This window comes from Neisseria sp. HMSC078C12 (assembly GCF_001838065.1).
GTDB lineage: Bacteria > Pseudomonadota > Gammaproteobacteria > Burkholderiales > Neisseriaceae > Neisseria.
Genome location: NZ_KV835611.1, coordinates 291,488 through 315,343, shown reverse-complemented (window position 1 = coordinate 315,343; position 23,856 = coordinate 291,488). Strand labels below are relative to the sequence as shown.

General features: G+C 50.3%; 22 protein-coding genes. 11 read left to right on the top strand and 11 right to left on the bottom strand.

Features of this window, described 5'->3' with window-relative positions; translation table 11 throughout:
* A partial coding sequence (locus HMPREF2596_RS08220) for a S41 family peptidase (protein ID WP_070850683.1) occupies positions 1 to 1,466 on the bottom strand: 1,466 nt, incomplete at its 3' end.
* A gap of 214 nt (positions 1,467 to 1,680) precedes the next feature.
* Positions 1,681 to 3,600, bottom strand: a complete 1,920-nt coding sequence (locus HMPREF2596_RS08215; RefSeq protein WP_070850682.1) for a peptidoglycan DD-metalloendopeptidase family protein — start codon at positions 3,598 to 3,600, stop codon at positions 1,681 to 1,683.
* A 173-nt stretch (positions 3,601 to 3,773) separates the two neighbouring features.
* Here HMPREF2596_RS08215 and HMPREF2596_RS08210 point away from each other — a divergent pair, with 173 nt between their 5' ends.
* The 7 genes from HMPREF2596_RS08210 (at position 3,774) to HMPREF2596_RS08180 (ending at position 8,059) form a co-directional block, all read left to right on the top strand.
* Complete coding sequence (locus HMPREF2596_RS08210) at positions 3,774 to 4,319, top strand: CreA family protein (protein WP_070850681.1); 546 nt, start codon at positions 3,774 to 3,776, stop codon at positions 4,317 to 4,319.
* Positions 4,320 to 4,348: 29 nt separating this feature from the next.
* A complete protein-coding gene (locus HMPREF2596_RS08205; RefSeq protein WP_049322876.1) occupies positions 4,349 to 4,897 on the top strand; it encodes a YqgE/AlgH family protein in 549 nt (182 codons plus the stop codon).
* A complete protein-coding gene (gene ruvX, locus HMPREF2596_RS08200) occupies positions 4,890 to 5,345 on the top strand; it encodes a Holliday junction resolvase RuvX (RefSeq protein ID WP_070850680.1) in 456 nt (151 codons plus the stop codon). The genes HMPREF2596_RS08205 and ruvX overlap by 8 nt, the downstream gene beginning before the upstream one ends.
* Before the next feature lie 167 nt (positions 5,346 to 5,512).
* Positions 5,513 to 5,935: a YidB family protein gene (locus HMPREF2596_RS08195; protein ID WP_070850679.1), complete on the top strand. Its 423-nt coding sequence runs from the start codon at positions 5,513 to 5,515 to the stop codon at positions 5,933 to 5,935.
* Between the two features lie 149 nt (positions 5,936 to 6,084).
* Positions 6,085 to 6,633 (top strand): carboxymuconolactone decarboxylase family protein, encoded by a 549-nt coding sequence (locus tag HMPREF2596_RS08190; protein WP_003747319.1) that lies wholly within the window; start codon positions 6,085 to 6,087, stop codon positions 6,631 to 6,633.
* Between the two features lie 80 nt (positions 6,634 to 6,713).
* Positions 6,714 to 7,805, top strand: a complete 1,092-nt coding sequence (locus tag HMPREF2596_RS08185) for an acyl-CoA dehydrogenase family protein (protein ID WP_003747317.1) — start codon at positions 6,714 to 6,716, stop codon at positions 7,803 to 7,805.
* 83 nt (positions 7,806 to 7,888) lie between these two features.
* Positions 7,889 to 8,059 carry a rubredoxin gene (locus HMPREF2596_RS08180; RefSeq protein ID WP_003747315.1) on the top strand — a complete coding sequence of 57 codons (171 nt, stop codon included), beginning with the start codon at positions 7,889 to 7,891 and terminating at the stop codon, positions 8,057 to 8,059.
* 63 nt (positions 8,060 to 8,122) lie between these two features.
* Here HMPREF2596_RS08180 and dapC read toward each other — a convergent pair whose 3' ends face one another.
* The 4 genes from dapC to HMPREF2596_RS08160 form a co-directional block, all read right to left on the bottom strand.
* Complete coding sequence (dapC, locus tag HMPREF2596_RS08175; protein WP_070850678.1) at positions 8,123 to 9,310, bottom strand: succinyldiaminopimelate transaminase; 1,188 nt, start codon at positions 9,308 to 9,310, stop codon at positions 8,123 to 8,125.
* A 121-nt stretch (positions 9,311 to 9,431) separates the two neighbouring features.
* The gene (locus HMPREF2596_RS08170; RefSeq protein WP_049348330.1) at positions 9,432 to 10,604 is read right to left on the bottom strand and encodes an NAD(P)H-dependent flavin oxidoreductase; all 1,173 of its coding nucleotides are present in this window, start codon (positions 10,602 to 10,604) and stop codon (positions 9,432 to 9,434) included.
* Between the two features lie 347 nt (positions 10,605 to 10,951).
* On the bottom strand, positions 10,952 to 11,632 hold the full coding sequence (locus HMPREF2596_RS08165) for a YiaD family glycine zipper/OmpA-like lipoprotein (protein ID WP_070850677.1): 681 nt from the start codon (positions 11,630 to 11,632) through the stop codon (positions 10,952 to 10,954).
* Between the two features lie 218 nt (positions 11,633 to 11,850).
* Positions 11,851 to 12,726, bottom strand: coding sequence for a YoaK family protein (locus HMPREF2596_RS08160; RefSeq protein WP_003747306.1), 876 nt, complete (start codon positions 12,724 to 12,726; stop codon positions 11,851 to 11,853).
* 160 nt (positions 12,727 to 12,886) lie between these two features.
* Between HMPREF2596_RS08160 and HMPREF2596_RS08155 the strand changes: the two genes are divergently transcribed.
* From HMPREF2596_RS08155 to ileS, 3 genes are all read left to right on the top strand, one after another.
* Positions 12,887 to 13,276, top strand: a complete 390-nt coding sequence (locus tag HMPREF2596_RS08155; RefSeq protein ID WP_070850676.1) for a hypothetical protein — start codon at positions 12,887 to 12,889, stop codon at positions 13,274 to 13,276.
* Positions 13,277 to 13,399: 123 nt separating this feature from the next.
* A complete protein-coding gene (gene ribF / locus HMPREF2596_RS08150) occupies positions 13,400 to 14,326 on the top strand; it encodes a bifunctional riboflavin kinase/FAD synthetase (protein ID WP_070850675.1) in 927 nt (308 codons plus the stop codon).
* Positions 14,327 to 14,464: 138 nt separating this feature from the next.
* Positions 14,465 to 17,254 carry an isoleucine--tRNA ligase gene (gene ileS, locus HMPREF2596_RS08145; RefSeq protein WP_070850674.1) on the top strand — a complete coding sequence of 930 codons (2,790 nt, stop codon included), beginning with the start codon at positions 14,465 to 14,467 and terminating at the stop codon, positions 17,252 to 17,254.
* A gap of 349 nt (positions 17,255 to 17,603) precedes the next feature.
* Here the strand turns inward: ileS and HMPREF2596_RS08140 are convergent, their stop codons facing one another.
* The 3 genes from HMPREF2596_RS08140 to HMPREF2596_RS08130 form a co-directional block, all read right to left on the bottom strand.
* Positions 17,604 to 18,011 (bottom strand): MliC family protein, encoded by a 408-nt coding sequence (locus HMPREF2596_RS08140; protein ID WP_036490409.1) that lies wholly within the window; start codon positions 18,009 to 18,011, stop codon positions 17,604 to 17,606.
* Between the two features lie 241 nt (positions 18,012 to 18,252).
* Entirely contained in the window at positions 18,253 to 18,378 is a 126-nt protein-coding gene (gene ykgO, locus HMPREF2596_RS08135; RefSeq protein WP_003685279.1) for a type B 50S ribosomal protein L36, read from the bottom strand.
* Positions 18,378 to 18,653 carry a type B 50S ribosomal protein L31 gene (locus HMPREF2596_RS08130; RefSeq protein WP_003747294.1) on the bottom strand — a complete coding sequence of 92 codons (276 nt, stop codon included), beginning with the start codon at positions 18,651 to 18,653 and terminating at the stop codon, positions 18,378 to 18,380. Before HMPREF2596_RS08130 ends, ykgO begins: the two co-directional genes overlap by 1 nt.
* 172 nt (positions 18,654 to 18,825) lie before the next feature.
* On the opposite strand from HMPREF2596_RS08130, the gene HMPREF2596_RS08125 reads away from it, so the two are divergent.
* Positions 18,826 to 20,322 (top strand): TrkH family potassium uptake protein, encoded by a 1,497-nt coding sequence (locus HMPREF2596_RS08125; RefSeq protein WP_070850673.1) that lies wholly within the window; start codon positions 18,826 to 18,828, stop codon positions 20,320 to 20,322.
* Positions 20,323 to 20,375: 53 nt separating this feature from the next.
* Here the strand turns inward: HMPREF2596_RS08125 and galU are convergent, their stop codons facing one another.
* The gene (gene galU / locus HMPREF2596_RS08120; RefSeq protein WP_003747291.1) at positions 20,376 to 21,239 is read right to left on the bottom strand and encodes a UTP--glucose-1-phosphate uridylyltransferase GalU; all 864 of its coding nucleotides are present in this window, start codon (positions 21,237 to 21,239) and stop codon (positions 20,376 to 20,378) included.
* A gap of 116 nt (positions 21,240 to 21,355) precedes the next feature.
* Positions 21,356 to 23,824 carry an NAD-dependent DNA ligase LigA gene (gene ligA / locus HMPREF2596_RS08115; protein WP_070850672.1) on the bottom strand — a complete coding sequence of 823 codons (2,469 nt, stop codon included), beginning with the start codon at positions 23,822 to 23,824 and terminating at the stop codon, positions 21,356 to 21,358.
* Positions 23,825 to 23,856: the final 32 nt, after the last annotated feature.

The following is a 23,856-nucleotide window of genomic DNA, read 5'->3' as shown; positions in this document are numbered from 1 at the left end:
TTGCTGTCTTTATCCGCATCTTTTTTCGGTGCAGGTTTTTTCGCTGCCAAGCCCAAAGATTTTTGCCATTCGGCTGGATTTTTCACTAAGTCCAAGGCTTTGCGGAGCTGATCGTCTTTGGCCGGATTGGGAATGCGGCGGCTGGAGATATCTTCGTCTTTGTCTTTTTTAGACTTATCTTTATCGGCTTTGGTTTCTGTGTTGACAGGCGTTTCGTTGCTGCTGTTGACGTCTTGGCCGCCCAGCGGATTGCCGATATGGCCGACCAAGTCGGCTTCGCGGCTTTCAAAGGCGCGGTCTTTGTCTTTAACTTCAACGTCAGGGACAATGCCTTGTGCTTGAATCGAGCGGTCGTTCGGCGTGTAGTACAGCGCGGTGGTCAGTTTGACTGCGCTGCCGCCGGAAAGCGGAATCAGGGTTTGCACTGAGCCTTTGCCGAAACTTTGTGTGCCGACGATGACGGCGCGTTTGTGGTCTTGCAATGCGCCGGCAACGATTTCGGAAGCGGAGGCCGAGCCTGCGTTAATCAGGACGGTCATAGGAATGGTTTTCAGCTCGGCAGGTAATCCGGCCAACGGGTCTTTGCCGCTGGTGGTGATGTAGTCTTCGGCAGTTGCTTTGAGAACCATGCCTTCTTTTTTGTTGCGGCCTTTGGTGCTGACAACGGTTACGTCAGGTTGCAGGAAGGCTGCGGATACGCCGACTGCGCCGTTGAGCAGGCCGCCTGGGTCGTCGCGCAAGTCGAGGATGATGCCTTTGAGCGGGCCTTTGTTTTCTTTGACAAGGGCTTGTGCGGCTTCATTAAGGGCGGCAACGGTGCGCTCTTGGAATTGAGAGACGCGGATGTAGCCGTAGTCTTTTTCAAGCAGATGGTGGCGCACGCTTTTGACTTTGATGATGGCGCGGGTCAGGTTGACGACGATGGGTTTGTCGGCATTTTTGCGTGAAAGGGTCAGGGTGATTTTGGTACCCGGTTTGCCGCGCATTTTTTTGACGGCTTCGCTGACGGTCAGGCCGCGGGTAGAGGTATTGTCGATTTTGACGATGAAGTCGCCGCTTTTTACGCCGGCGCGTTCTGCAGGCGTATCTTCAATCGGGGCAACGACTTTGACGAAGCCGTCTTCTTGTCCGATTTCCATGCCCAGGCCGCCGAATTCGCCGCTGGTGGATTCTTTCATTTCGGCATAGCCTTTTTTGTCCATATACTCGGAATGCGGATCGAGATCGGACACCATGCCTTTCATTGCGCCTTCAAAAAGCTCGGCATCGGGTTTGTCTTGGTAATAGTTGGCTTTGATTTGGCCGTACACTTCTGCCATGGTGCGGATGGTCTGCACGGGCAGGGCCTCGTTGTCTTTTTTGTCTTTTTCGGCGGCAAAACTTTGTACACTCAGACTGAGGGCGATGCCGCTAAATGCGCCGAGAGTGTAGATTGCAACTTTTTTCAAAGTGGATTTTGTTGACATTCGTTTGACTTTCTTTTTGTGTACGGTAAGCAAAGTGGTTTTTGTTTTCTCTGAACCCGTTGACTTTATGTGATTTAAACGCTCGGAACAATAAGTTTAAGGTAAAAGTTTGTTGTTTAATGTGCTGAACAGGCGTGAAAATCGTGTTTTATTGTAGTTTATGATGAAAATTCAGACGGCCTGGAGGGAGAATTCACTCAGGCCGTCTGAAACATCAGTTAATCCATGAAAGCGGATTCATGACTTGTCCGTTGTAGCGGACTTCAAGGTAAAGGCCGGTTTCGCCCGACGGTAAAGTGCCGCTGGTGCCAATTTTACTGCCGGCATTGACGGCGTAGTTTTGGGCGATGTCAATTTCACTCAAACCAGAGTAAATGCTGACATAGCCGTCGCCGTGATCGAGGACGACTACTTTGCCGTAGCCTTCAAGTTCGCCGGCAAAAGTAACCGTGCCTGAGGCAATGCTGCTGACCGGAGCCGGAACGGTATTGTAGAACACGCCTTTCCAAACTTCGCCATCGCCGCGGTCTTGACCGAACAGGCCTGCCAATGTGCCGTTGACCGGTTTTTTCAGACGGCCTTGCATACGGCTGAAGCTGTTGGCGTTGCTGACGGTCAAGCCTTGGGTATTTGGGGCTTGCAGTTTCATGTCTTCGTCAGTCAGCGTGGACATGGCGGCGCGTTCGGCTTCGGCTTTTTGTTGGGCGGCAGCCTGCTCTTTGCGTGCTTTTTCGGCGGCGGCCAAACGAGCTTCGGCGGCTTTTTTACGCGTTTCGGCTTCGGCTTTGCGTTGCTCGGCTTTGCGTTTTTCCAAATCTTTCAAGAGATTGTTGAGGCGCTGCTCGTTTTCTCTGTGGTTGATTTTCTTTTGCGCTTCTTTGGCCATCTGCGCGTTTTGACGGCGGCTTTCGGCTTGTTCGGCGGTATTGGTCACGCCTTGTTGACGCAACGAGGCTTGGATATTGGCTTGCAGTTTTTTCAGGTAAGCCAATTCATTGTTAATTTTTTGCTCTTGCGCCGCCAGCTCTTTTTGTTGTTTTTCCAAGTCTCTCATGACTTGGTCGTTGGCGTTGTTGATATAACGCGTGTAACGCAGGAAGCGGGTTTTTTGACCGGCATCGGCGTTTTTCAGGAAGAGGGCAACCGCGTTGGGCTGGCTGTTTTTATAGTTGCCGGACACAAAGCGCGAAATTTGGGCGCGCGTGTTGGAAACTTCGGCTTTCAACTGGTTGGCATCGGCATTGAGTTTTTGGAATTTTTCCCATGCATCGCGTTGTTTGCGGTTGATGCCGGAGAGGTTGTTGCGTGTTTGTTGCAGCTGTTTGAGCGTGGCATTGACATGGATAATGAAACCCTCGTTGCGTTTGGCAAAGGATTTCTTGCTTTCCATCTCGTTGGCAGCGGCAGTTACGGCTGCTTTGAAATCGTTGTCGGCTGAAGAGACGGCTTTAGGCTCAGCTTTAGGCTCGTCTTTTTTGTTTTGCTCTTTGGCTTTTGTGTCTTTTTTAGCGTCTTTTTTATCTTCAACAGCTTTTTTGGCAGGCTCTTTGGCTTTGGTTTCTTTAGCGTCAGCCTTTTTGTCTTCGGCTGCTTTTTTTACTGGTTCTTTGGATTGACGGTCTTTTTTATCCTCAGCCGCTTTTTTAGCAGGCTCTTTGGTTTTGGTTTCCTTAGGGTCTGCTTTTTTTACGGGTTCTTTGGCTTTACTGTCTTTTTTATCTTCAACAGGTTTTTTGTCTTGTTCTTTGGCTTTGCCGGATTTTGCGGCTGCAGCTTTTTTGTCTTTGGCTGTTTCTTTAGGCTCTTCGGCTTTGCGGTTGGCTTTTTTATTGTCGACAGCGGCTTCGGCGGCTTTAGCCGGTTTATTTTTGGCTGAAGCGCGTTCGTTCTTGTCGGCGGTTTCCTTCTCTTTGGAGGCTTTGGCTTTAACCGCTTTTTTGTCTTCCTCTTTTTCTTTTACCGCTTGTTTTTTTGAGATTTCTTTTTTGGCATCCGCCTTAGTGGTTTCTTTCTCTTTTTTCACGGGCGCAGCTTTTTTGACGGCGGCCGCTTTTTCTTTTGGCGCGTCTTTGGCAGCATGGGTTGGCAGGGAGAAGCTGAGCAGCAGGGCGAGGATGAGGGGTTTGTAACGCATGGTTCGATCTTGCTATTAAAGTAGGAACAATAGGACGGATTATACTGTCTGTCAGGCCGTCTGAAAATAATATTGGGTTGCAATATGGACGAACGGTCTTATATAGTAATGATGGAGTAGGCGGATATGATTCCGCCTGCCTGGAAACTGACAGTCTGCATTGACAGGATATTATGAAAAAATATTTATTAGTAGTGTTGGGCACCATGGTTTTGGCGGCTTGCGGTAACGATACCGATAAAATCGGACGCGCCAGTACGGTGTTTCATATGTTGGGTAAAAACGACCGTATTGAAGTGGAAGGTTTTGATGATCCTGATGTGCAGGGGGTTGCCTGCTATATTTCGTACGCGAAAAAAGGCGGTTTGAAAGAAACGGTCAATCTGGAAGAAGATGCCAGCGATGCATCGGTTTCCTGCGTGCAAAGTGCGGAAGTCATCCGTTATAACGAGTCTGAAGTTTTGAAACCGCGACAAGTGTTCAAACGCAGCGCCAGCATGGCATTTAAGAGCCAGCAGATTATCCGCTACTACGACCCGAAACGTAAGTCTTTCGCTTATTTGGTGTACAGCGATAAAATCGTTCAAGGCTCGCCGAAAAACTCTTTGAGCGCGGTATCGTGTTTTGCCCATGCGAAAACCGATACGCCGGTACCGGCAGGCGGTGCGGTTTACGGCGCCTGCGTGGTGGACGCGCCGATTTCCGACGGCCAAAAATAATAAAATCAGCTTAATAGATTAAGAAGAATATGAATTTAGCCAACCATTTCCTGATTGCCATGCCTCATATGGACGATCCGTTTTTTACGGATACGGTCATTTATGTGTGCGAACACGATGAAGAAGGTGCGCTGGGCATCATCATCAACAAGCCTTCGCCGATTACCATGGACATGATTTTCGCCGCCGCCGACCGCAATATCCCGTTGCGCCTGCAACATGAAAACGTGATGATGGGCGGGCCGGTTCAGATTGAGCGCGGCTATGTTGTGCATACGCCGATCGGCCGCTGGCAAAACAGCATGGTGGTAACCGATAACGTGGCGCTGACTTCTTCGCGCGATGTGATTGAAAACCTGTCTAAAGAAGGCGCGGTGGATAAGGCTTTGATCAGTATCGGTTATTCGAAATGGGGCAAAGGGCAGTTGGAGCGCGAGCTGGCAGAAAATGTTTGGCTGACTGTCCCTGCGGACGAGCATATTCTTTTTGATGTGCCTTACGAACTTCGTTATGCCGCCGCTTTTGAAAAATTGGGCGTCAATCCGAACGCCTTGGTTTCAGGAGTCGGCCATGCCTGAAGCACCAAAAGGCACGGTTTTGGCCTTTGACTTCGGCGAGGCGCGCATCGGCGTGGCGCAGGGCGAGGCGGAGCTGGGTATGAGCCATCCGCTGGCGACGGTAACCGGCAACAGCAATGATGAAAAATTCGAGGCCATTGCCAAGCTGGTCAAAGAATGGCAACCCAAGTATTTTGTGGTCGGCCTGCCGACGCATACCGACGGCACGGAGCATGAGCTGACCCGTTTGAGCCGCAAGTTTGGCCGCCGTTTGCACGGACGTTTTAATTTGCCGGTTTATTGGGTGGACGAAAGGATGTCTTCCCTATACGCGGAAAGCCTGCTTGCGGAAGCCCAAGTATTTGGCCGAAAACAAAAATCCGTGCTTGACCAAGTGGCGGCACAGGCGATTTTGCAAGGCTTTTTTGAAGGTGGAGCGGCCGAGTATTTCAATGGCCGCGAAGAATAACGTTATTGATTATTAGGCCGTCTGAAACCGGATTTCAGACGGCCTTGGTTTTGTTACGGCTTTGGGATAAAAGAAGTTTAGTTTGGTTAAGCCTGATTTTTTCCGGTATAAATTTTGCTACACTCCGCTTTCTTTTTTTAGACATAAACACACACAAGGAAAAAGTCATGGCTCTCATGGACAATCTTTTGAATGCGGCTACCCAAATGTTGGGTGGCAACAGCGAAAACGGCGCACAAGGTTCTCTGACCGATATGGCGATGGATTTGGTTAAACAGCAAGGCGGCGTGGGCAACCTGATCAACCAACTGCAACAAGGCGGTTTGGGTGATGCCCTGAGCAGCTGGGTGTCCAACCAATCCAGCAACCTGCCTGTATCCGGCAGCGACCTGCAAAATGTGTTGGGCAGCGATACCGTGAACCAAATCGCGCAAAAATTCGGCGTGGATGCCGGCCAAGCAGGCGATTTGTTGGCTAAAGTGCTGCCAGACTTGGTCGATAAAGCGACGCCTAACGGCACGGCTCAAGATGCGGATGGCTTCGGCTTGGACGACATCGCTTCTATGCTGCTGAAAAACTTTATAAAATAATGAGTTGAATTGTTATGATGAGGCCGTCTGAATCCGTTCGGACGGCCTTATAACTTTTGGTTTACGGTAAATAACCAATTAATCTTTTTCTAACAAAAACGAATGGCTTATCATGCCCACTTCGTTTTATTACAAAAAAGGTCATAAAGATGTCACGTTTAACCATACACACAGTCGAAACCGCTCCTGAAGCCGCCAAACCACGCGTTGAAGCCGTATTGAAAAACAACGGCTTTATTCCTAACCTGATCGGCGTTTTGGCCAATGCGCCGGAGGCTTTGGCGTTTTATCAAGAAGTCGGCAAAATGAATGGTGCCAACAGCCTGACTGCCGGCGAAGTCGAAGTTATTCAAATCATTGCCGCGCGTACCAATGAATGCGGCTTCTGCGTTGCCGGCCACACCAAACTGGCAACCTTGAAAAAACTGCTTTCCGAACAATCCATCAAAGCTGCGCGCGCATTGGCTGCGGGTGAGTTTGACGATGCCAAACTGAGTGCTTTGGCGACATTCACCCAAGCCGTTATGGCGAAAAAAGGCGCGGTATCCGACGACGAGCTGAAAGCATTCTTCGATGCCGGTTACAACCAACAGCAAGCCGTTGAAGTCGTTATGGGCGTTGCTTTGGCAACCTTGTGCAACTACGTCAACAACCTTGCCAAAACCGAAATCAACCCTGAATTGCAGGCATTTGCCTAATCCCATCAAAGGCCGTCTGAAAATTCAGACGGCCTTTCTTAAAAGAACTCAATATCGCCAAAATATCCAGAGGAAAAAAAATGACACGCGAAGCTTTACTGAACAATGTTGCCGAACTCGTTAAAAGCAAATTAAAACCATTGGTGGACGACATCGACCGCAAAGGCCTGTACCCGAAAGAATTTATGCTGGAATTGGGCAAAATCGGCGGTTTTGCCGCGACCGGTACGGTTGAAGAAGGCGGTAACGGTTTGGGTTTGGCAACGCAAATCGCCGTATTGCGCGAAATCGGTAAAGAATGCGGCGCGACTTCGTTCAGCGCATGGTGTCAGGCGGCTTGCGCGTGGTATCTGCACCAATCTCCTAACCAAGCGGTCAAAGACAAATATTTGGCCGATATTCTGCAGGGCAAAGTTTTGGCCGGTACGGGCATGTCCAATACCGTCAAACACCTTGCCGGTATCGAAAAACACAACCTGCAAGCCGAACGTGTCGAAGGCGGCTACAAAATCAACGGCGCTTTGCCTTGGGTATCCAATATCGGCGAAGACCATATTTGGGCAAATACCGCCCAAATCGGTGACAGCTATGTGATGTTTATCACCGGCGGCCAATGGGAAGGCGTTACCTTGCAAAACTGTCCTGAGTTCTGCGGTTTGGAAGGCACGCGCACTTACAGCCTGAATTTTAAAGATGTGTTTATTCCCGATGAAGATGTGATTGCTGCGCCTGAGCAGTTCCAGTCTTATATCCCGACCATTAAAGCCGGTTTCATTCTGCTGCAAATGGGTATCGGCGCCGGTGTGATTGACGGTGCGCTCGGCATTATCCGCATGGCCAATGTGGTGAACGCAGAAGTAAACTCATACCTCGACCACAGCTACGATGAATTGAAAGCCGCTTTGGACGGCGCATGGGCGGAAACAGAACGTCTTGCCGATGATGCGTGGAACAATAAACCTGATACGCTGGCAACCTTGAAACTGCGTGAAGCGGCTGCCGTATTGGCATTGAACGCCACTCAATCTGCTGCATTGCATGCAGGTGCGAAAGGCTATCTGATGCGCAGCCCGGCGCAACGCCGTGTCCGCGAGGCCATGTTTGTCGCCATCGTAACACCGGCCATCAAACACCTGCGCAAAGAAATCGCCGCTTTGGAAGCAGCGCAATAAATTCAAAATATCAACAATAAGACACACAAAAGGCCGTCTGAAATACGGTTTCAGACGGCCTTTCAAAATAGAAGGAACACCAAATGGCTCAATATATGTGCGGCCCTTGCGGCTGGATTTACGATGAAGATGTCGGCGACCCCGAACACGGCCTGCCGGCAGGTACCAAGTTCGAAGACATCCCCGACGACTGGAAATGCCCTGAATGCGGCGTAGGTAAAGAAGATTTCTACCTTCTGGACTTCACCATATAAATTATCCGATTATTTAATAAAAAGGCCGTCTGAAGTTTCAGACGGCCTTTGTTTGCTTAATCGTCAGCGGTAGAGCGAAACAATGGTTTCGGCTGCTTTGACACAGCTTTCCACGTCGGCAACCAAAGCGATGCGGACGTAGCCTTCACCCGGATTGCCTTGCTCGGTATCGCGGGCAAGGAAGCGGCCGGGCAATACTTGGATGGCGGCTTTCTGCCACAGGTTGCGCGTGAATGCCAAGTCGTCACCGTCGGGAACTTTCAGCCAAATATAGAACGATGCGTCAGGCAGTTTGACATCGAATGCTTGTTGCAAAATCGGAATGACGCGGTCGAATTTTTCTTGGTAGAGGCGGCGGTTGGCAATGACGTGTTCCTCATCGTTCCAAGCGGCAATGCTGGCGCGTTGGACAGGAATGCTCATCGCGCTGCCGTGGTAGGTGCGGTAGAGCAGGAAGTTTTTGAGCAACTCGGCATCCCCTGCGACAAAGCCGGAACGCAAACCGGGGATATTGGAGCGTTTGGACAGGCTGGTAAACATAATAATGTTGTGCGTGCCGCGTCCTAATTGCGCCGCAGCCTGCAAGCCGCCGATCGGTTTGTTGTCATCAAAATAAATTTCGGAATAGCATTCGTCAGAGGCAATAATGAAGCCGTATTTATCTTGCAAATCAAAAATTTCTTTCCAGTCTTCTAATTGCAGGACGCTGCCGCTCGGATTATTGGGCGAGCAGACAATCAGGACTTTGGTGCGCCGCCATACGTCTTCGGACAGGCTGCTCCAATCGGGGTTGAAGCTGGGTGCCGGGCAGTTGGCAAAATGGATTTCGCCGCCGCCTAATATAGTCGCGCCTTCGTAAATTTGATAGAAAGGATTAGGGCTGATAACGACCGGTTTAGGGCCGTCTGAAGCCGGATTCAAAACGGTTTGGATAAAGGAGAACAATGCTTCCCGGCTGCCCAATACGGGCAGGATTTCATTGTCGGGATTGAGGCTCAAACCATCATAACGGCGGGCAACCCATTCGGCGCAGGCTTGGCGCAGTTCGGGCAGGCCTGCGGTCAGCGGATATTTTTCCAGTTCGTGCAGGGAGGCGGTCAGCGCATCGGTGATGACTTTGGGCGTCGGGTGTTTCGGCTCGCCGATTTGCAGATGGATGGGCGTTACGCCTGCGGGTGCGTCAATGCCTTGCATGGCTTCACGCAAGCGGGCAAAAGGATAGGGTTTGAGGTGGTTCAATAATGGATTCATGATGTTTCTGCTGGATAAATTCAGGCGATAATCTTAGCATTTTTTAGATGGATTGGGACAAAAAGGCCGTCTGAAAACAGGGTTGAATGTTTTTCAGACGGCCTTTTGAGTGTTGATACGTTTATTTGGCAGGGATGGCAGGCAAGGAACCGTTTAAGAGATATTGAATGGTTTCTTGAACCGTACGGATGGCGTTGCCAAACGGCAACGGGTCTTTACCGCGGAAAAACAGGCCTTTATCGACTTCGCCACGGAATGCGGCGGAAAGTTGGATGTCGATACAGAATTGACCGGCTTTGGCCAAACCGTCGCGCAAACCGCAGCTGGTCAGGCAGTTCAGGCCTTGGGTGCAACGGCGCGGATCGTTTTTGGCGTTGGCTTGCAATTTGGCTTCGCGTTTGATGTAGCTGTCGAGGAATTTGGTGCGCACGCCGCGTGCAGGCAAACCGGCGACAGACATGAATTCAACTACTTTTTCGGTTTCTGCACCGGCCAGCGTTTTTTTGAAGTTGATGTGGGCATCGCCTTCTTCGGTTACGGCAAATGCGGTACCGATTTGGACGGCGGATGCGCCCCAGTTTTTCAAGGCTGTTTTGACTTTTTCAAAGTTTGCCATACCGCCGGCGAGTACCAACGGGATTTTTTCGCTTTCCAAACCTAAGTTTTTGAATACTTCAAATGTCTCTTCAATGACGCGTTTGAACTCGAATTTGGCATCGTTCACGCCGTCAACGGTTGCCGCACCCAAGTGGCCGGCCGCGTGGGCAGGGTGTTCGATAACGATGGCATCGGGCAAAACGCCTTTTTTCATCCAACGTTTCAAAACGATATTGATACCGCGTGATTCGGACAAGATAGGGAAAAGGGCGACATCTTTGTGATAGCCTTCGGCCATTTCCGGCAAGTCCAAAGGCAAACCTGCACCCATTACAATCGCGTCCGCACCGGATTCGCAGGCCTGACGGACGTAGGCGGCATGGTCTTTGACGGCTTTCATGACGTTGACGGCAATCATGCCTTTGCCTTCTGAATCGGCTTTGGCTTTTTTGATTTCGCGGTCAAGCGCGATGCAGTTGAGGCGGGTGTATTTTTCTTCGCTGGAATTGATTTTCGATTCGGCCAGCAAATCTTCATGCAAGTGGCGCAAATCGACGCTGGCGATGGTACCCACGCCGTTTTCGCGTGCAACCGCGCTGGAGAGTTTTGATGCGGAAACGCCTACACCCATGCCGCCCTGTACGACGGGAATCAGTGATTTGTCACGGATAATCAATGGGTCAAAGTTGTTTTGCATGAATGCTCCTTCATAGATTCTGGGTGGTGTCGTCTGAAATCCTATGAAATGAAAGGGATAACGGACTGATGTGTGTATAAATTCGGTGTGTTTTAGCCGCTGTTTTTCAGACGGCATGAAGTATGTTTTTAAAATTTTAGGAATTATACTCTAAGTTAATGTAAAAATTAGAGTATTAATACAGTTTTTTTAAAGAAAAAATTGAAAAGTCTTGTTAATAAAGGAATAAATCTTATATTGAGTCGGATGAGCAAGAAAAACCGGCCGATAAATACGGCAAATAAAAAGGCCGTCTGAAACGTAAATTTCAGACGGTCTTCAATTAAGTAAATCAGACAAAGGTCGGATTACATTTGTTTTTTAGCGGCGTCGATGGCGCGTTGGTCAGGGTTGATCAAGATTTCAACGCGGCGGTTTTGTGCGCGGCCTTCAACAGTGGCGTTAGAAGCGATGGGTTGACGGGAACCGTAACCGAAAGTGCTCAAACGGGTGCTGCTTACGCCGCGGGATTGCAGGAAGGTGGCAACAGATTCGGCGCGGTTGCGAGACAATGGCTCGTTGATGGCGTCGTTACCGGTGTTGTCAGTGTGGCCGTTGATGGTCAAAGTCGTATCAGGATATTGAACCAAAGTTTGTGCAGCGGCAGACAAAGCGCTTTGAGCTTGGCCGCTCAGGGCGGCGCTACCGGTGGCGAAGGTTACGTTTTCAGGCATAACCAGCTTGATTTGGTTGCCTTGGCGTTCGACTTCGATATTGGTGTTGGCCAGGCTTTGACGCAGTTTTTTCTCTTGGTAGTCCATGTAACCGCCGATACCGGCACCTACTGCACCACAAGCCAATGCGGAGTTACGCGCGCCTTTGCCGCCGTGGGTCAACGCGCCGACGATGCCGCAAACGGCCGCACCGCCCAAGCCGTACATGGCGGTTTTGCTGGCGGATTGTTGGCCGGTAACAGGATCGGTCACACAGCCGGTGAGCGCCAAAGGAATTACAGTAGCAATAACGGTCAGGGGTTTCAAGAATTTCATGTCGTATCCTCTTTTTAGATGACGGCCCGGGCCGTCTGAAAAAAATGAATAAAAACCGCGTGGGTCATTACGGATTTATGATACCCAATATCCGAAACGCAAAAGAATGGGTTTAACCCGATATTACGAAAATATTTGCCAGTTAACATAATTCTGAAGCATTTCTGCATTTTTCTAGTAGCTTGGCCGTTTTGCCGTGAAATAACCAGCAAAGTTTTTTACAGTTTCTTCCGTTTTTTCTGCTTGCGGCGATACCAGTTGACGAATGCCCATTTCAATCTGACCTTGACGTCGTATCCCACCGAACCCGCACCCAGTATGAGCAAAACGGCGGAAACGGGCAGGGCGAAATGATGGCCGACCAGATGATAACCCCATGCGCCAACCACGCCGCCCAGCAAAAACGACAGCATCAAGCCGCTTAAAAGCCACATTTTCGGTTTGTTGACGCGGACGTGCGGCAGGCGCGGATGATGCTGTTTGGAGTAATAAAGCGCGCGTGAAATTTCAATGCCCAAGTCGGTCGCCGTGCCGGTCATGTGGGTGGAACGGATGGCGCCGCCGGAAAGAAGCGTGATAACCGTATTGTGCATACCCATAATAAAACACAATAAAAACAATGCTAAAGACGGCATAATAAAATCAGAGCCGCCAAAATCCCATTCCATCGCAGCAATACCGAACCAACCGAATATCAACAGATAAACTGCTTCCAGCCACATGGAAAACCCAAAGCTGCCACGGAAACGCATCTGCTGCGTCCATAAAATCACCCAACCCGAATGCGCGGCACCGGCAACAAAACACAACACGCTGATAAAAGTTACTGCGGCAGACCACCAGTCTTGAAGATACAGTACATCAGCCAAAAGAGACATGGAGCCGGTTACATGGGAAATATAGCGCGCAAATGCAAAGAATCCCCCCGCATTAATCGCACCGGCAAGAAAGGCCATGATGTAGCCCAGCCGTCTGAAACGGGCATCGGAAATATTGTGTTCGTGCAGATACGGGCGGTCCGCCTGCCAAAACGGAGGCGTGTGTTGCCTATGGTGGCGCAATCGGTAGGAGTGGGGCGGTTTGTCGGCGTTCATTGAGTGGGTTTGGAGTTAAACATTCATACAGGGTGTATTTTATATGCAACTGTCTGCCGATAAGAACAAATAATCCAAAGTGTTCCCAAGTTGCCACACTTGCCCATTACACAATGAGGGCGTACATTAATAGAAAGATATAAACATAAGGAAACATCCGATGAATCCTATCCGTCTGACCTTATTGTTTGGCACCGTTGCATTGCTGGCCGCCTGCGCCACCACACCCGAGCAAAAAGCCGCACGCGCCCAAGCGCAGAAACGCTATGAGCAGGATCTTCAAGTACATCTTGCCGGCCAATGCGATCAGGACACTGCCGCGCTGATCCGCCGCAAATTTGACGAAGAAGGCAAACCCGGTGCTGCAACTGCGGAACAAAAAGCCTTCCGCCTCAAATATATCGACAAAGTTTCCGATCCGATGTTCCAAGCCTGCTACAAAATGGCATGGCAAAACTATATTTCCCAAGAACAGCTGCGCGAAGCCCGCTACTATCGCTATTACGACGATTGGGGTTATCCGTTTGGCCGTTATCCTTGGTGGTGGTAAAGCATTAACAAACCTCAGGGCCGTCTGAAAGCATATATTTATTGGTTTTAGACGGCCTAATGTTTATTGAAACGGCAATAACGTTTACAATAGCCGCCTATTCAAACACACTACCCACCACCCATGAACATCTGGCTTGGACAGCGACACCCGCCCCAATTTCCGCAAGGAGCCGCCGTAACCATCGGCAACTTCGACGGCGTACACCTCGGGCACAAACATATTCTACAAAAACTCAAACGAGAGGCAGACCGGCGCGGTCTGCCTGTTGTCGTTGTTGTTTTTGAGCCTCAGCCCAAAGAATTTTTTGCGCGCAAAGCCGGGAAAAAGCTGCCTTACCGCATCAGCCCGCTGCGTACCAAATTGCGCCTTTTGCGTGAAACCGGCTGTGTGGATGCCGTTTGGGTCTTGCGTTTCAACCAAGCTTTCTCCGATATGAGCGCACAAGCATTTATCGACCGGCTTTTGCGCCAAACGCTCAACACGCGTTATTTGTTGATTGGCGACGATTTCCGTTTCGGTGCCGGCCGTGAAGGCTGTTTTGAACTCTTGGCTCAACAGTCCGATATGCAAACCGAGCGCACGCCGTCCATTATCGTTGAAGACATCCGCACCAGCAGTACCGCCGTCCGCCAAGCCCTTTCAGACGGCAAGTTGGAATACGCCAAAAGACTGTTGGGCCATGATTACGTGTTAAGCGGCAAGGTCAAACACGGACAAAAACTCGGCCGCACCATCAACGCGCCTACCGCCAATGTCCAGCTTCCTCCGTATCATTATGCGCTAAGCGGCGTATTTGTCGTTGAAGCAGACGGCACATTCGGTACGCGCCGAGGTGTTGCCAGCTTTGGTTTTAACCCTACTGTCAGCAACAACCGCTCGCAGAAGCTGGAAGTTCATCTGTTCGACTTCAACGGCGATTTGTACGGCCAACGCATCTTCGTCCGCTTCCTGCACAAACTGCGTGACGAGAAAAAATTTGAGAGTATCGAAGCATTGAAAACCCAAATTTTGCAAGATATGGAAGATGCGAGGGTTTGGGAAGCATAGAAACGCTTCTAGAAGCTTATAAAATCAAGACAATTGTGCTACAATAAGTCCTTTGAATTTTTTCAGACGGCCTGTTCTTTCCAAAATGAGCAATCAGGCCGTCTGAAACCGAAATACCGCAACAATAGAGATCAAAAAATGACCGATTACAGTAAAACCGTAAACCTGCTCGAGAGCCCGTTTCCAATGCGCGGCAATCTTGCCAAGCGCGAGCCTGCATGGCTGAAAAGCTGGTACGAGCAAAAACGCTACCAAAAACTGCGCGAAATCGCCAAAGGCCGTCCGAAATTCATTCTGCACGACGGTCCTCCGTATGCTAACGGCGACATCCATACCGGTCATGCCGTCAATAAAATTCTCAAAGACATCATTATCCGCAGCAAAACCCAAGCCGGTTTTGACGCGCCTTATGTACCGGGTTGGGACTGCCACGGTTTGCCTATCGAAGTAATGGTAGAAAAACTGCACGGCAAAGACATGCCTAAAGCCCGTTTCCGCGAGTTGTGCCGCGAATATGCCGCCGAACAGATTGCCCGTCAGAAAAAAGACTTTATCCGCTTGGGTGTGTTGGGTGACTGGGACAATCCTTACCTGACCATGGATTTCAAAACCGAAGCCGATACCGTGCGTATGCTCGGCGAAATCTACAAATCCGGCTATCTCTACCGCGGCGCGAAACCGGTTCAATTCTGCTTGGACTGCGGCTCTTCATTGGCCGAAGCGGAAGTGGAATACAAAGACAAAGTATCGCCTGCGATTGACGTTGCCTATCCGTTTAAAGACACTGCCGCGCTTGCCGCCGCATTCGGTTTGCCAGGTATCGAAGGCACAGCGTTTGCCGTCATCTGGACGACCACGCCTTGGACGCTGCCTGCGAGCCAAGCTGTTTCAGCCGGCGCAGACGTGGTCTATCAACTGATTGATACGCCTAAAGGCAAATTGGTATTGGCCAAAGATTTGGCAGAAGACGCGCTCAAACGCTACGGCTTTTCAGACGGCATTTCTATTCTTGCCGAAACCACCGGCGATAAGCTGGAAAACCTGCACATGAACCATCCGTTCCTCGAACGCGATATTCCCATGCTCAACGGCGACCACGTTACCACCGATGCCGGTACCGGCTTGGTGCATACTGCGCCTGCTCATGGTTTGGAAGACTACGCCGTCTGCAATAAATACAGCATCGAGCTTTACAACCCTGTAAACGCCGAAGGCAAATACATCAGCGAAACCCCGCGCGTTGCCGGCATGAGTGTTTGGGAAGCCAATCCCGTTATCCTGCAATGGCTGGAAGAGACCGGCAACCTCTTGGCCAGCAGCAAAATCGAACACAGCTACGCCCACTGCTGGCGCCACAAAACCCCGCTGATTTACCGCGCGACGGGCCAATGGTTTATCGGTATGGACAAAGCCGGAAGCGACGGCAAAACCCTGCGCGACAAAGCCATCAAAGCCGTGGACGACACCGAATTCTTCCCGTCTTGGGGTCGCGCGCGCTTGGAAGCCATGATCGAAGGCCGTCCTGACTGGGTGGTTTCGCGCCAACGCTACTGGGGCACGCCGATGACCTTCTTTGTTCACAAAGAAACCGGTGAGCTGCATCCGAACTCTGCCGAGCTTTTGGAGAAAGTAGCACAACGCATCGAAGAAAAAGGCATCGAAGCATGGTTCTCACTCGATAAAAGCGAATTGTTGAGCGCGGAAGATTGCGAAAACTACGACAAACTTTCCGATACCATGGATGTATGGTTCGACTCCGGATCGACCCATTATTCCGTCTTGAAACAGCGCAAAGAATTGGACTGGCCCGCCGACCTCTACCTCGAAGGCAGCGACCAACACCGCGGCTGGTTCCAATCTTCCATGCTGACCGGTTGCGCCTCATCCATGGGACGCGCCCCATACAAACAGCTGCTGACCCACGGTTTTGTGGTTGACCAAAACGGCCGCAAAATGTCGAAATCCATCGGCAACGTCGTCGCGCCGCAAGAAGTCTATAACGAGTTCGGCGCAGACATTTTGCGCCTGTGGGCGGCATCCACCGATTACAGTGGCGAATTGGCGATTTCCAAAGAAATCCTCAAACGTGTCACCGAAAGCTACCGTCGTATCCGTAACACTTTGAGCTTCCTGTTTGCCAACCTCAGCGACTTCAATCCTATTGAAGATGCCGTGCAACAGGCAGACATGGTGGAAATCGACCGCTATGCCTTGGTATTGGCACGTCAGCTGCAAGAGCGTCTGGCAGGCGACTTCTATCCGCGCTATGCCTTCCACTTTGCTGTAAAAGACATTGTTTCTTTCTGTTCGGAGGATTTGGGCGCGTTCTACCTCGACATCCTGAAAGACCGCCTCTATACCACCAAAGCCGACAGCCACGCCCGCCGCAGCGCGCAAACCGCCCTGTACCACATCACGCGCAGCCTGGTTCTCTTGATTGCACCGATTTTGTGCTTCACCGGCGAAGAAGCGTGGGACATCATCGGCGGCGGCGAAGAAGACAGCGTCCTCTTCCACACCTGGCATGAGTTCCCGCCTATCAACGAAAAAGCCGAAGCCGAACTGGTGAAAAAATGGACGGCAATCCGCGAAGCACGCGAAGCGGTAACCGCCGCTATCGAGCCTTTGCGTACGGACAAAACCGTTGGTTCTTCATTGCAAGCAGAAGCCGAAATTACGGCTCCAGAAGAAATTGCCGACTATCTGAACACTTTGGGCGAAGAATTACGTTTTGCTTTGCTGGTGTCTAAAGCCAAAGTGAAAGTAGGCGATGAACTTGCCGTTACTGCCAAAGCCAGCGACGGCGAAAAATGCGAACGCTGCTGGCACTACACCCACGATGTGGGCGCAGTTGCAGGCCATGAAACCATCTGTAAACGTTGTGCCGACAACGTTGACGGTAAAGGCGAAGACAGACATTACGCTTAATTGTTTGGTCTAAGATAAAGGCCGTCTGAAAACTTTGGAAATAGGTTTTCAGACGGCCTTTGTTTATTGAATCTGTTTTGTATAACGAATAGATTTTTAAAGAGTAATTGGAATTTGTAGTTTTGATAAATAGAGATAGTCAGTATGGGCATAGTGGATTTGACGCATGTTGAAAAATATATTCTCGTATAAAGTACCTTTCAAAGTGGCTTACTTATCCTTAGGTTATGAGCGTGTAAATAGCTCATGTTTGTACTTTTATCATTAAAACATATTTGTTTATTCAACATAAAAAGCCGTCTGAAAAAGTTTTCAGACGGCCTTTAGCTATTCTATTTTTAAGTAGAAATTAGCGGGCAGAGCAAGAAGTTTCTACTTTGTTGCCGTATGGGTCAGTGAAGCCGAAGAATGCTTCGCTGCCTTTTTGATGCCATTCGGCACCTTTGCCGAACAAGCCTTGGTTGGCAACATAGCGTTCGCCTGAACCTGCAACGGCAGAAGACAGGGTGGCAACTTTGTCGTCAAGGCGCAATTCAACTTGATCGGTGCTCAGGTTGCGGATTTGTACAGACAGGCCGTTTTCGCAGCTGAATGATTGAACACGGGCATCATGATGTTGGTGGTCGTGTTCATGTGCACGGCCGTGGTCATGATTGTGCTCGTGACGGTGACCATGGTCATGTTGATGGGCTTCGGGTGCGGCGCAGGCAGCGAGGCTCATGGCGGCGGCAATTGCAAGCAGGGCTTTTACTTTCATTTTTGACTCCTATGGTCAGTGTTGAAGGGAGGATGTAGCGGCATGTTATAAATATCTTTATGGCTTCACAATAGGGATAACCATTATTTACTTTTTCTTCCTGTTTCCGGGAGTATGGCAGGATTCGTTGTAGTTTTGATATGAATGATTAATGCCGTTTGAAAAAAAGCCGCACTTGCGCTAGAGGTAAACGAAAGTGCGGAAAATTCAGAGAGTTACATTGAAATATGGGTTGGGCCGCCTAACGCTGGCGTGCTTTAAAGCGTGGGTTGCTCTTGCAAATAACGTACACTTTGCCTTTTCGGCGGACAATTTGGCAGTCGCGGTGTCGTTTTTTTGCAGTTTTCAGGGATGAGAGGACTTGCATCATTTATCCTTTCTGAAGGAAGACATCATGGATTGGTAACGTTGGTTGAACTTGCTGGCGCGGCCTTCGATATTGACGTTGCGTTGTTTGCCTGTGTACACGGGGTGGGACGCGGAAGAAGTATCAAGCGAAAAGAGGGGATATTCTATGCCGTCTTTCCAAACCATGGTTTTGCCGTGAGTATTGGCGCATGAACGGATGAGCCATCCTTGGTCTGCGCCGCTGTCGTAAAACAGGACGGTACGATAGTTGTCCGGGTGAATATCGGGTTTCATTTCTTTCTCCAGTAAATGTTATGATATAACATTATACTCCTAGAAAAAGAGCAGGCAAGTGTTTTTTGTTTTTCTTTATCACGGGATTGCGGCATTTTGATAAAATATGCAGTTTCAGACGGCCTTTTTTTATGAGGCCGTCTGAAACATTTTGTTTTCTGATGATAGGAATATGATGTATCTGCATAAGGGTTTCAGATTGGGCGGTGCGGTAAGCAAGGTGATGCCGATTGTCCATGTATTGTCCAAGCTGGGGCTGTTGTTTTCATTGCTGTTGGCCGTGCCGACGCTGATGTCGTATTTTTATCACGACAGCGCGTTTTTCGTGTTTGCCTATACGGCTTTGACGGTATTGCTGGTGTCGTGCGTTACTTGGGTGCTGACTTTGCGTTTCAACCGTGAGTTGCGGCCGCGTGACGGATTTACCCTGGTATTGATGCTGTGGCTAGCCTTTGCTGTCGTGGCGGCGATGCCGATTTATTTCTATATGCCGTCCATGAGTTTCACCGATGCGTTTTTTGAGGCGATGTCGGGGCTGACGACAACGGGGGCAACAGTGATTTCCGGCTTGGATACGCTGGCGCCGTCTGTAAACTTTTGGCGGCACATGCTCAACTGGCTCGGCGGCATGGGTATTATCGTGCTGGCTGTGGCGATTTTGCCGATGTTGGGCGTGGGGGGCACGCAGCTTTTCAAAGCCGAAATTCCGGGTATGGATAAAGAAAGCAAGATGGCTCCCCGCATTTCGCAAGTGGCCAAACGGCTGTGGTTTGCTTATGCGCTGACAACTGCTGCCGCCTTTGTATCCTTGCATATTGCCGGTATGGGCTGGTTTGATGCCTTATGCCATGCGATGTCGGCCGTGGCCTTGGGCGGTTTTTCGACACATGATGACAGCGTTGCTTTTTTTGATTCCTTGGCAGTCGAATGGACGTTGATGTTTTTTACTGTCTGGGGCGGTATTAATTTTGCCAGCCATTTTACTGCGCTGGGCAACCGCTCTTGGCGAGTGTATTGGAAGGATGAAGAATGCCGCACCATGCTGCTGGTTTTGTCAGGCAGTATTTTGATTTCGGCATTGTATCTGTGGCAGCAGGACGTGTACCAAAGCCTTGGCGAAGCTTTGCGTTTTGTCAGCTTCAACTTTGTGTCCATCGGATTGGCCAGCGGTTTTTCCAATGCCGACTTTGCGCAATGGCCGCTGATTGTGTCGTTGTGGATGTTTTTCCTGTCGAACGTCTTGGCAAGCTCAGGCTCTATGGGCGGCGGTATTAAAAATGTGCGCGCTTTGGTGTTATTCAAATTCAGCTTGCGCGAGATGTTGATTTTGCTGCACCCGCGTGCGGTTCGTACGGTAAAGGTCAACAACAACTCCATTCCGGATCGTATGGCGCTGACCGTTATGTCGTTCATTTTTATTTACTTTATGACGGTCATCGTATTCAGCTTTTTACTGATGGCCGCAGGCTTGGACTTTTTATCCGCCTTCACGGCAGTCATTGCCTGTATTACCAATGCCGGCCCGGGCTTGGGTGCAGTCGGTCCGTCGCATAATTATGCTGCGCTGAGCGATGTGCAGAAATGGTTGTGTGCGGCAGTGATGCTGTTGGGACGTTTGGAAATTTTTACTGTTTTAATTTTGTTTACTCCGGCATATTGGAAGAAATAAGTGTAGAAAAGGCCGTCTGAAATTTCAGACGGCCTTTTTATAAATAGTTGAACTTAAGCGTATTGCTTGAGCAATTCTTTAAATTGTTCGCCGGTTTCAGGGTGTTTCAGACCGTAAGCCACAGTCGCTTCAAGGTAACCCAATTTGCTGCCGCAGTCGTAGCGCTTGCCTTCAAATGCGTGAGCCAAAACAAACTCATGATCAAGCAGGCGGGCAATACCGTCGGTCAGTTGGATTTCGCCGCCGGCACCGCGCGGCAGGTTGGTCAACAAGTCAAAAATACGCGGAGTCAGGATGTAGCGGCCGACAACGGCGAGGTTGGAAGGTGCTTCTTCCGGTTTGGGTTTTTCAACGATGTTGATAATACGTTGATAGTTTTTCAGCTGCTCGACTTCGACAATACCGTAAGAACCGGTTTGGGAAGGATCGATGGTTTCAACGCCTAAAACGCTGTTGCCGCTTTGGTTGTACACGTCAACCATTTGTTTTAGCGCACCTTTAGGCGTATCAATCAAATCGTCTGCCAAAATAACGGCAAAAGGCTCGTTACCAACGGCTGCCTGCGCGCACAATACGGCATGACCTAAACCCAATGCTTCGGTTTGACGGATATACATGCAGGTAATGTTGGGAGGCAGAATATCGCGAACGTGCGCCAGTAGTTTGTCTTTTTGACGCAATTCCAATTCGGTTTCCAACTCGTATGCTTTGTCAAAGTGGTCTTCGATGCTGCGTTTGTTACGGCCGGTGATGAATACCATTTCGGTACAGCCGGCTTCAACCGCTTCTTCGACTGCATATTGAATCAGAGGTTTGTCCACGATAGGCAGCATTTCTTTGGGGCTGGCTTTGGTTGCAGGCAGGAAACGGGTGCCCATACCGGCAACAGGGAAGACGCATTTTTTAATGGGTTTCATATTGGTATCCTATTTGTCTGAGGGTTTAGCCCCCGAAAGTGTAATTGTGTGTAACGATAATACCACATGATAAAGTATCAGTCGGTTTAAAAGGCGGATTGCTCATAGATACTGTCTTATCCCAGCAACGTCAGTAATTCTTCTTCGCTTAATACGGCTATGCCCAGCGTTTGGGCTTTTTCCAATTTACTGCCTGCTGCTTCTCCGGCGACAACGTAGTCGGTTTTTTTGGATACGCTGCTGGAAACTTTACCGCCTGCGGCTTCGATCATAGCTTGGGCCTGGTCGCGTTTGAGTGTGGGTAAAGTCCCTGTTAATACAAAGGTTTTACCTGCTACGGCCTCGTTAATGCCGTCTGAAATAGTTTCATCTTGAAGATTAGACAGTGTTTGTGCAAAGAAAGTTTTCATATTTTCAAGCAGGACTGCGTTTTGCGGTTTGCTGCGCCAGGCTTGCCAATCGGCAGGTAATGCTTTGTCGGTTTGCAGACCTTCTATACTTTTTCCGGCGAGTTCCCACAAGGCCAGTGCTTTGGTTTCGCTGATTTTAAAATCGGGCAGACGGGCAATCCAGCGTTGCGGCTCGGCATGGCGCAGCGGCGGGATGGTAACAGCCTGGCTTTGCGGGGCAACACCTACAGCCAGTAGCTCGTCGATCATCGCCTGTTGCGCTTCTTGGGCAAAAAAGTGGGCGATGGAGTGGGCAACCACCGTGCCGATATCGGGCAGGCAGGCGAGGATGGGTTCGGGGGCATAGCGGACGTGTTCCAGTGTACCGAATGCCTGCGCCAGCGTTTTGGCTGTGCGTTCGCCAACGTGACGGATGCCGAGGGCAAAAAGGAAGCGCGCAAGTTCGGGCGTTTTGCTGGCTTCTATGCCCGCAAGGATGTTTTCTGCCCATTTGGTCGGCTGTTTTTTATTGTTTTTGGCAAGCAGAGTATTGCCGGTCTCGCCTTCAAAGTCTCCAATCTCACTGTTTGATGGTTCTTCTTCACTAGCTGATGCTTTGTCCGCCATTTCCTTCATTTTTTGCAGAGTCGGGATATCGAGGCGGTAGAGGTCGGCGAAATGGCGGACGAGGTCTTGGGCGACAAGCTGCTCGATTTGTTTTTGACCGAGTCCGTCGATGTCCATGGCTTTGCGTGAGGCGAAGTGGATTAAACCTTGCGCGCGTTGTGCTTGGCAAAGCATACCGCCGCTGCATCGGGCAACCGCTTCGCCTTCTTCACGTTCGATTTCGCTGCGGCAGATAGGGCAATGGGTGGGCAGGCGGTAGGGTTTGTGCAGTGGTTTGGCTTGGGTTTCAGAAGGTGTTTTGGCAAACAAATCGTCTTGCAGGCCGTCTGAAACGGTAACGTTAGCCTCTTGCATTGGGCGGCGTTCGAAAATTACGCGCACCACCTCGGGAATCACGTCTCCGGCGCGACGTACGACAACGGTATCGCCAACGCGTACGTCTTTTCGAGACACTTCGTCCTGATTGTGCAGCGTAGCATTGGTAACGGTAACGCCGCCGACGAATACAGGTTGCAGGCGGGCAACCGGGGTTACTGCGCCGGTGCGCCCGATTTGTACATCAATGGCTTCGACAATGGTCAATGCTTCTTCGGCAGGGAATTTGTGGGCAATGGCCCAGCGCGGCGCACGTGAGATGAAACCCAGTTTTTCTTGTTGTGCCAGACTGTTAACTTTGACCACCATGCCGTCGATTTCGTAGGGCAATGTAGGGCGTTTTTGCTGCATTTGCTCGTAAAACGCCAATACTTTGTCGATATTGGGGAAACAGCCGAAATTACCGTCAGGCAGGCTGAAGCCGAGTTCTTTACAGTAGCTCAGTTCTTGCAGGTGTTCTTCTGCGATAAAACCGCCTTGTTGTCGGGCGATGGAATAGGGAAAGAAATGCAGTTTGCGCTGTGCCGTAATGCGCGAATCGAGTTGGCGCAGGCTACCTGCGGCGGCATTGCGCGGATTGGCGAAAGGTTTTTGTCCGTTTTCAGCCTGTCGTTGGTTTAAAGCGGCAAAATCAGCTTTGAGCATCAGAACTTCGCCGCGTATTTCGATAAGCTCGGGAATATTTTCTCCATGCAGACGCAGGGGAATGTTGGATACGGTTTTGACGTTTTGGGTAACGTCTTCGCCTGTGGTGCCGTCGCCACGGGTTGCCGCTTGAATCAATACGCCGTCGCGGTAGAGCAGGCTGATGGCCAGACCGTCAAATTTAGGTTCGATAACGTATTCCGGTTTTTCGCCGTTCAAACCGCCACGCACGCGCTCATCGAAAGCATACATTTCGGCATGGTCGAATACGCCGTTTTCATCTTGTGGCGAGAAGGCGTTGGTCAGCGACAGCATCGGTACTTCGTGGCGCACTTCGGCAAAGCCTGCCAAAGGCTCACCACCGACGCGCTGGGTCGGGCTATCGGGCAGTTTGAGCTCGGGATGGTTTCGCTCCAATGCTTCAAGCTCGCGGAACAATTTGTCGTATTCGGCATCGGGTACGCTGGGCGCATCTAGGGTGTAGTATTCGTAGGCGTAGTGGTTGAGGAGGTCGGTCAGGTATTTGATACGTTGTTCAGTCGGATTCATTGTGTAATCGGAATAGAGTTTTCAGACGGCCT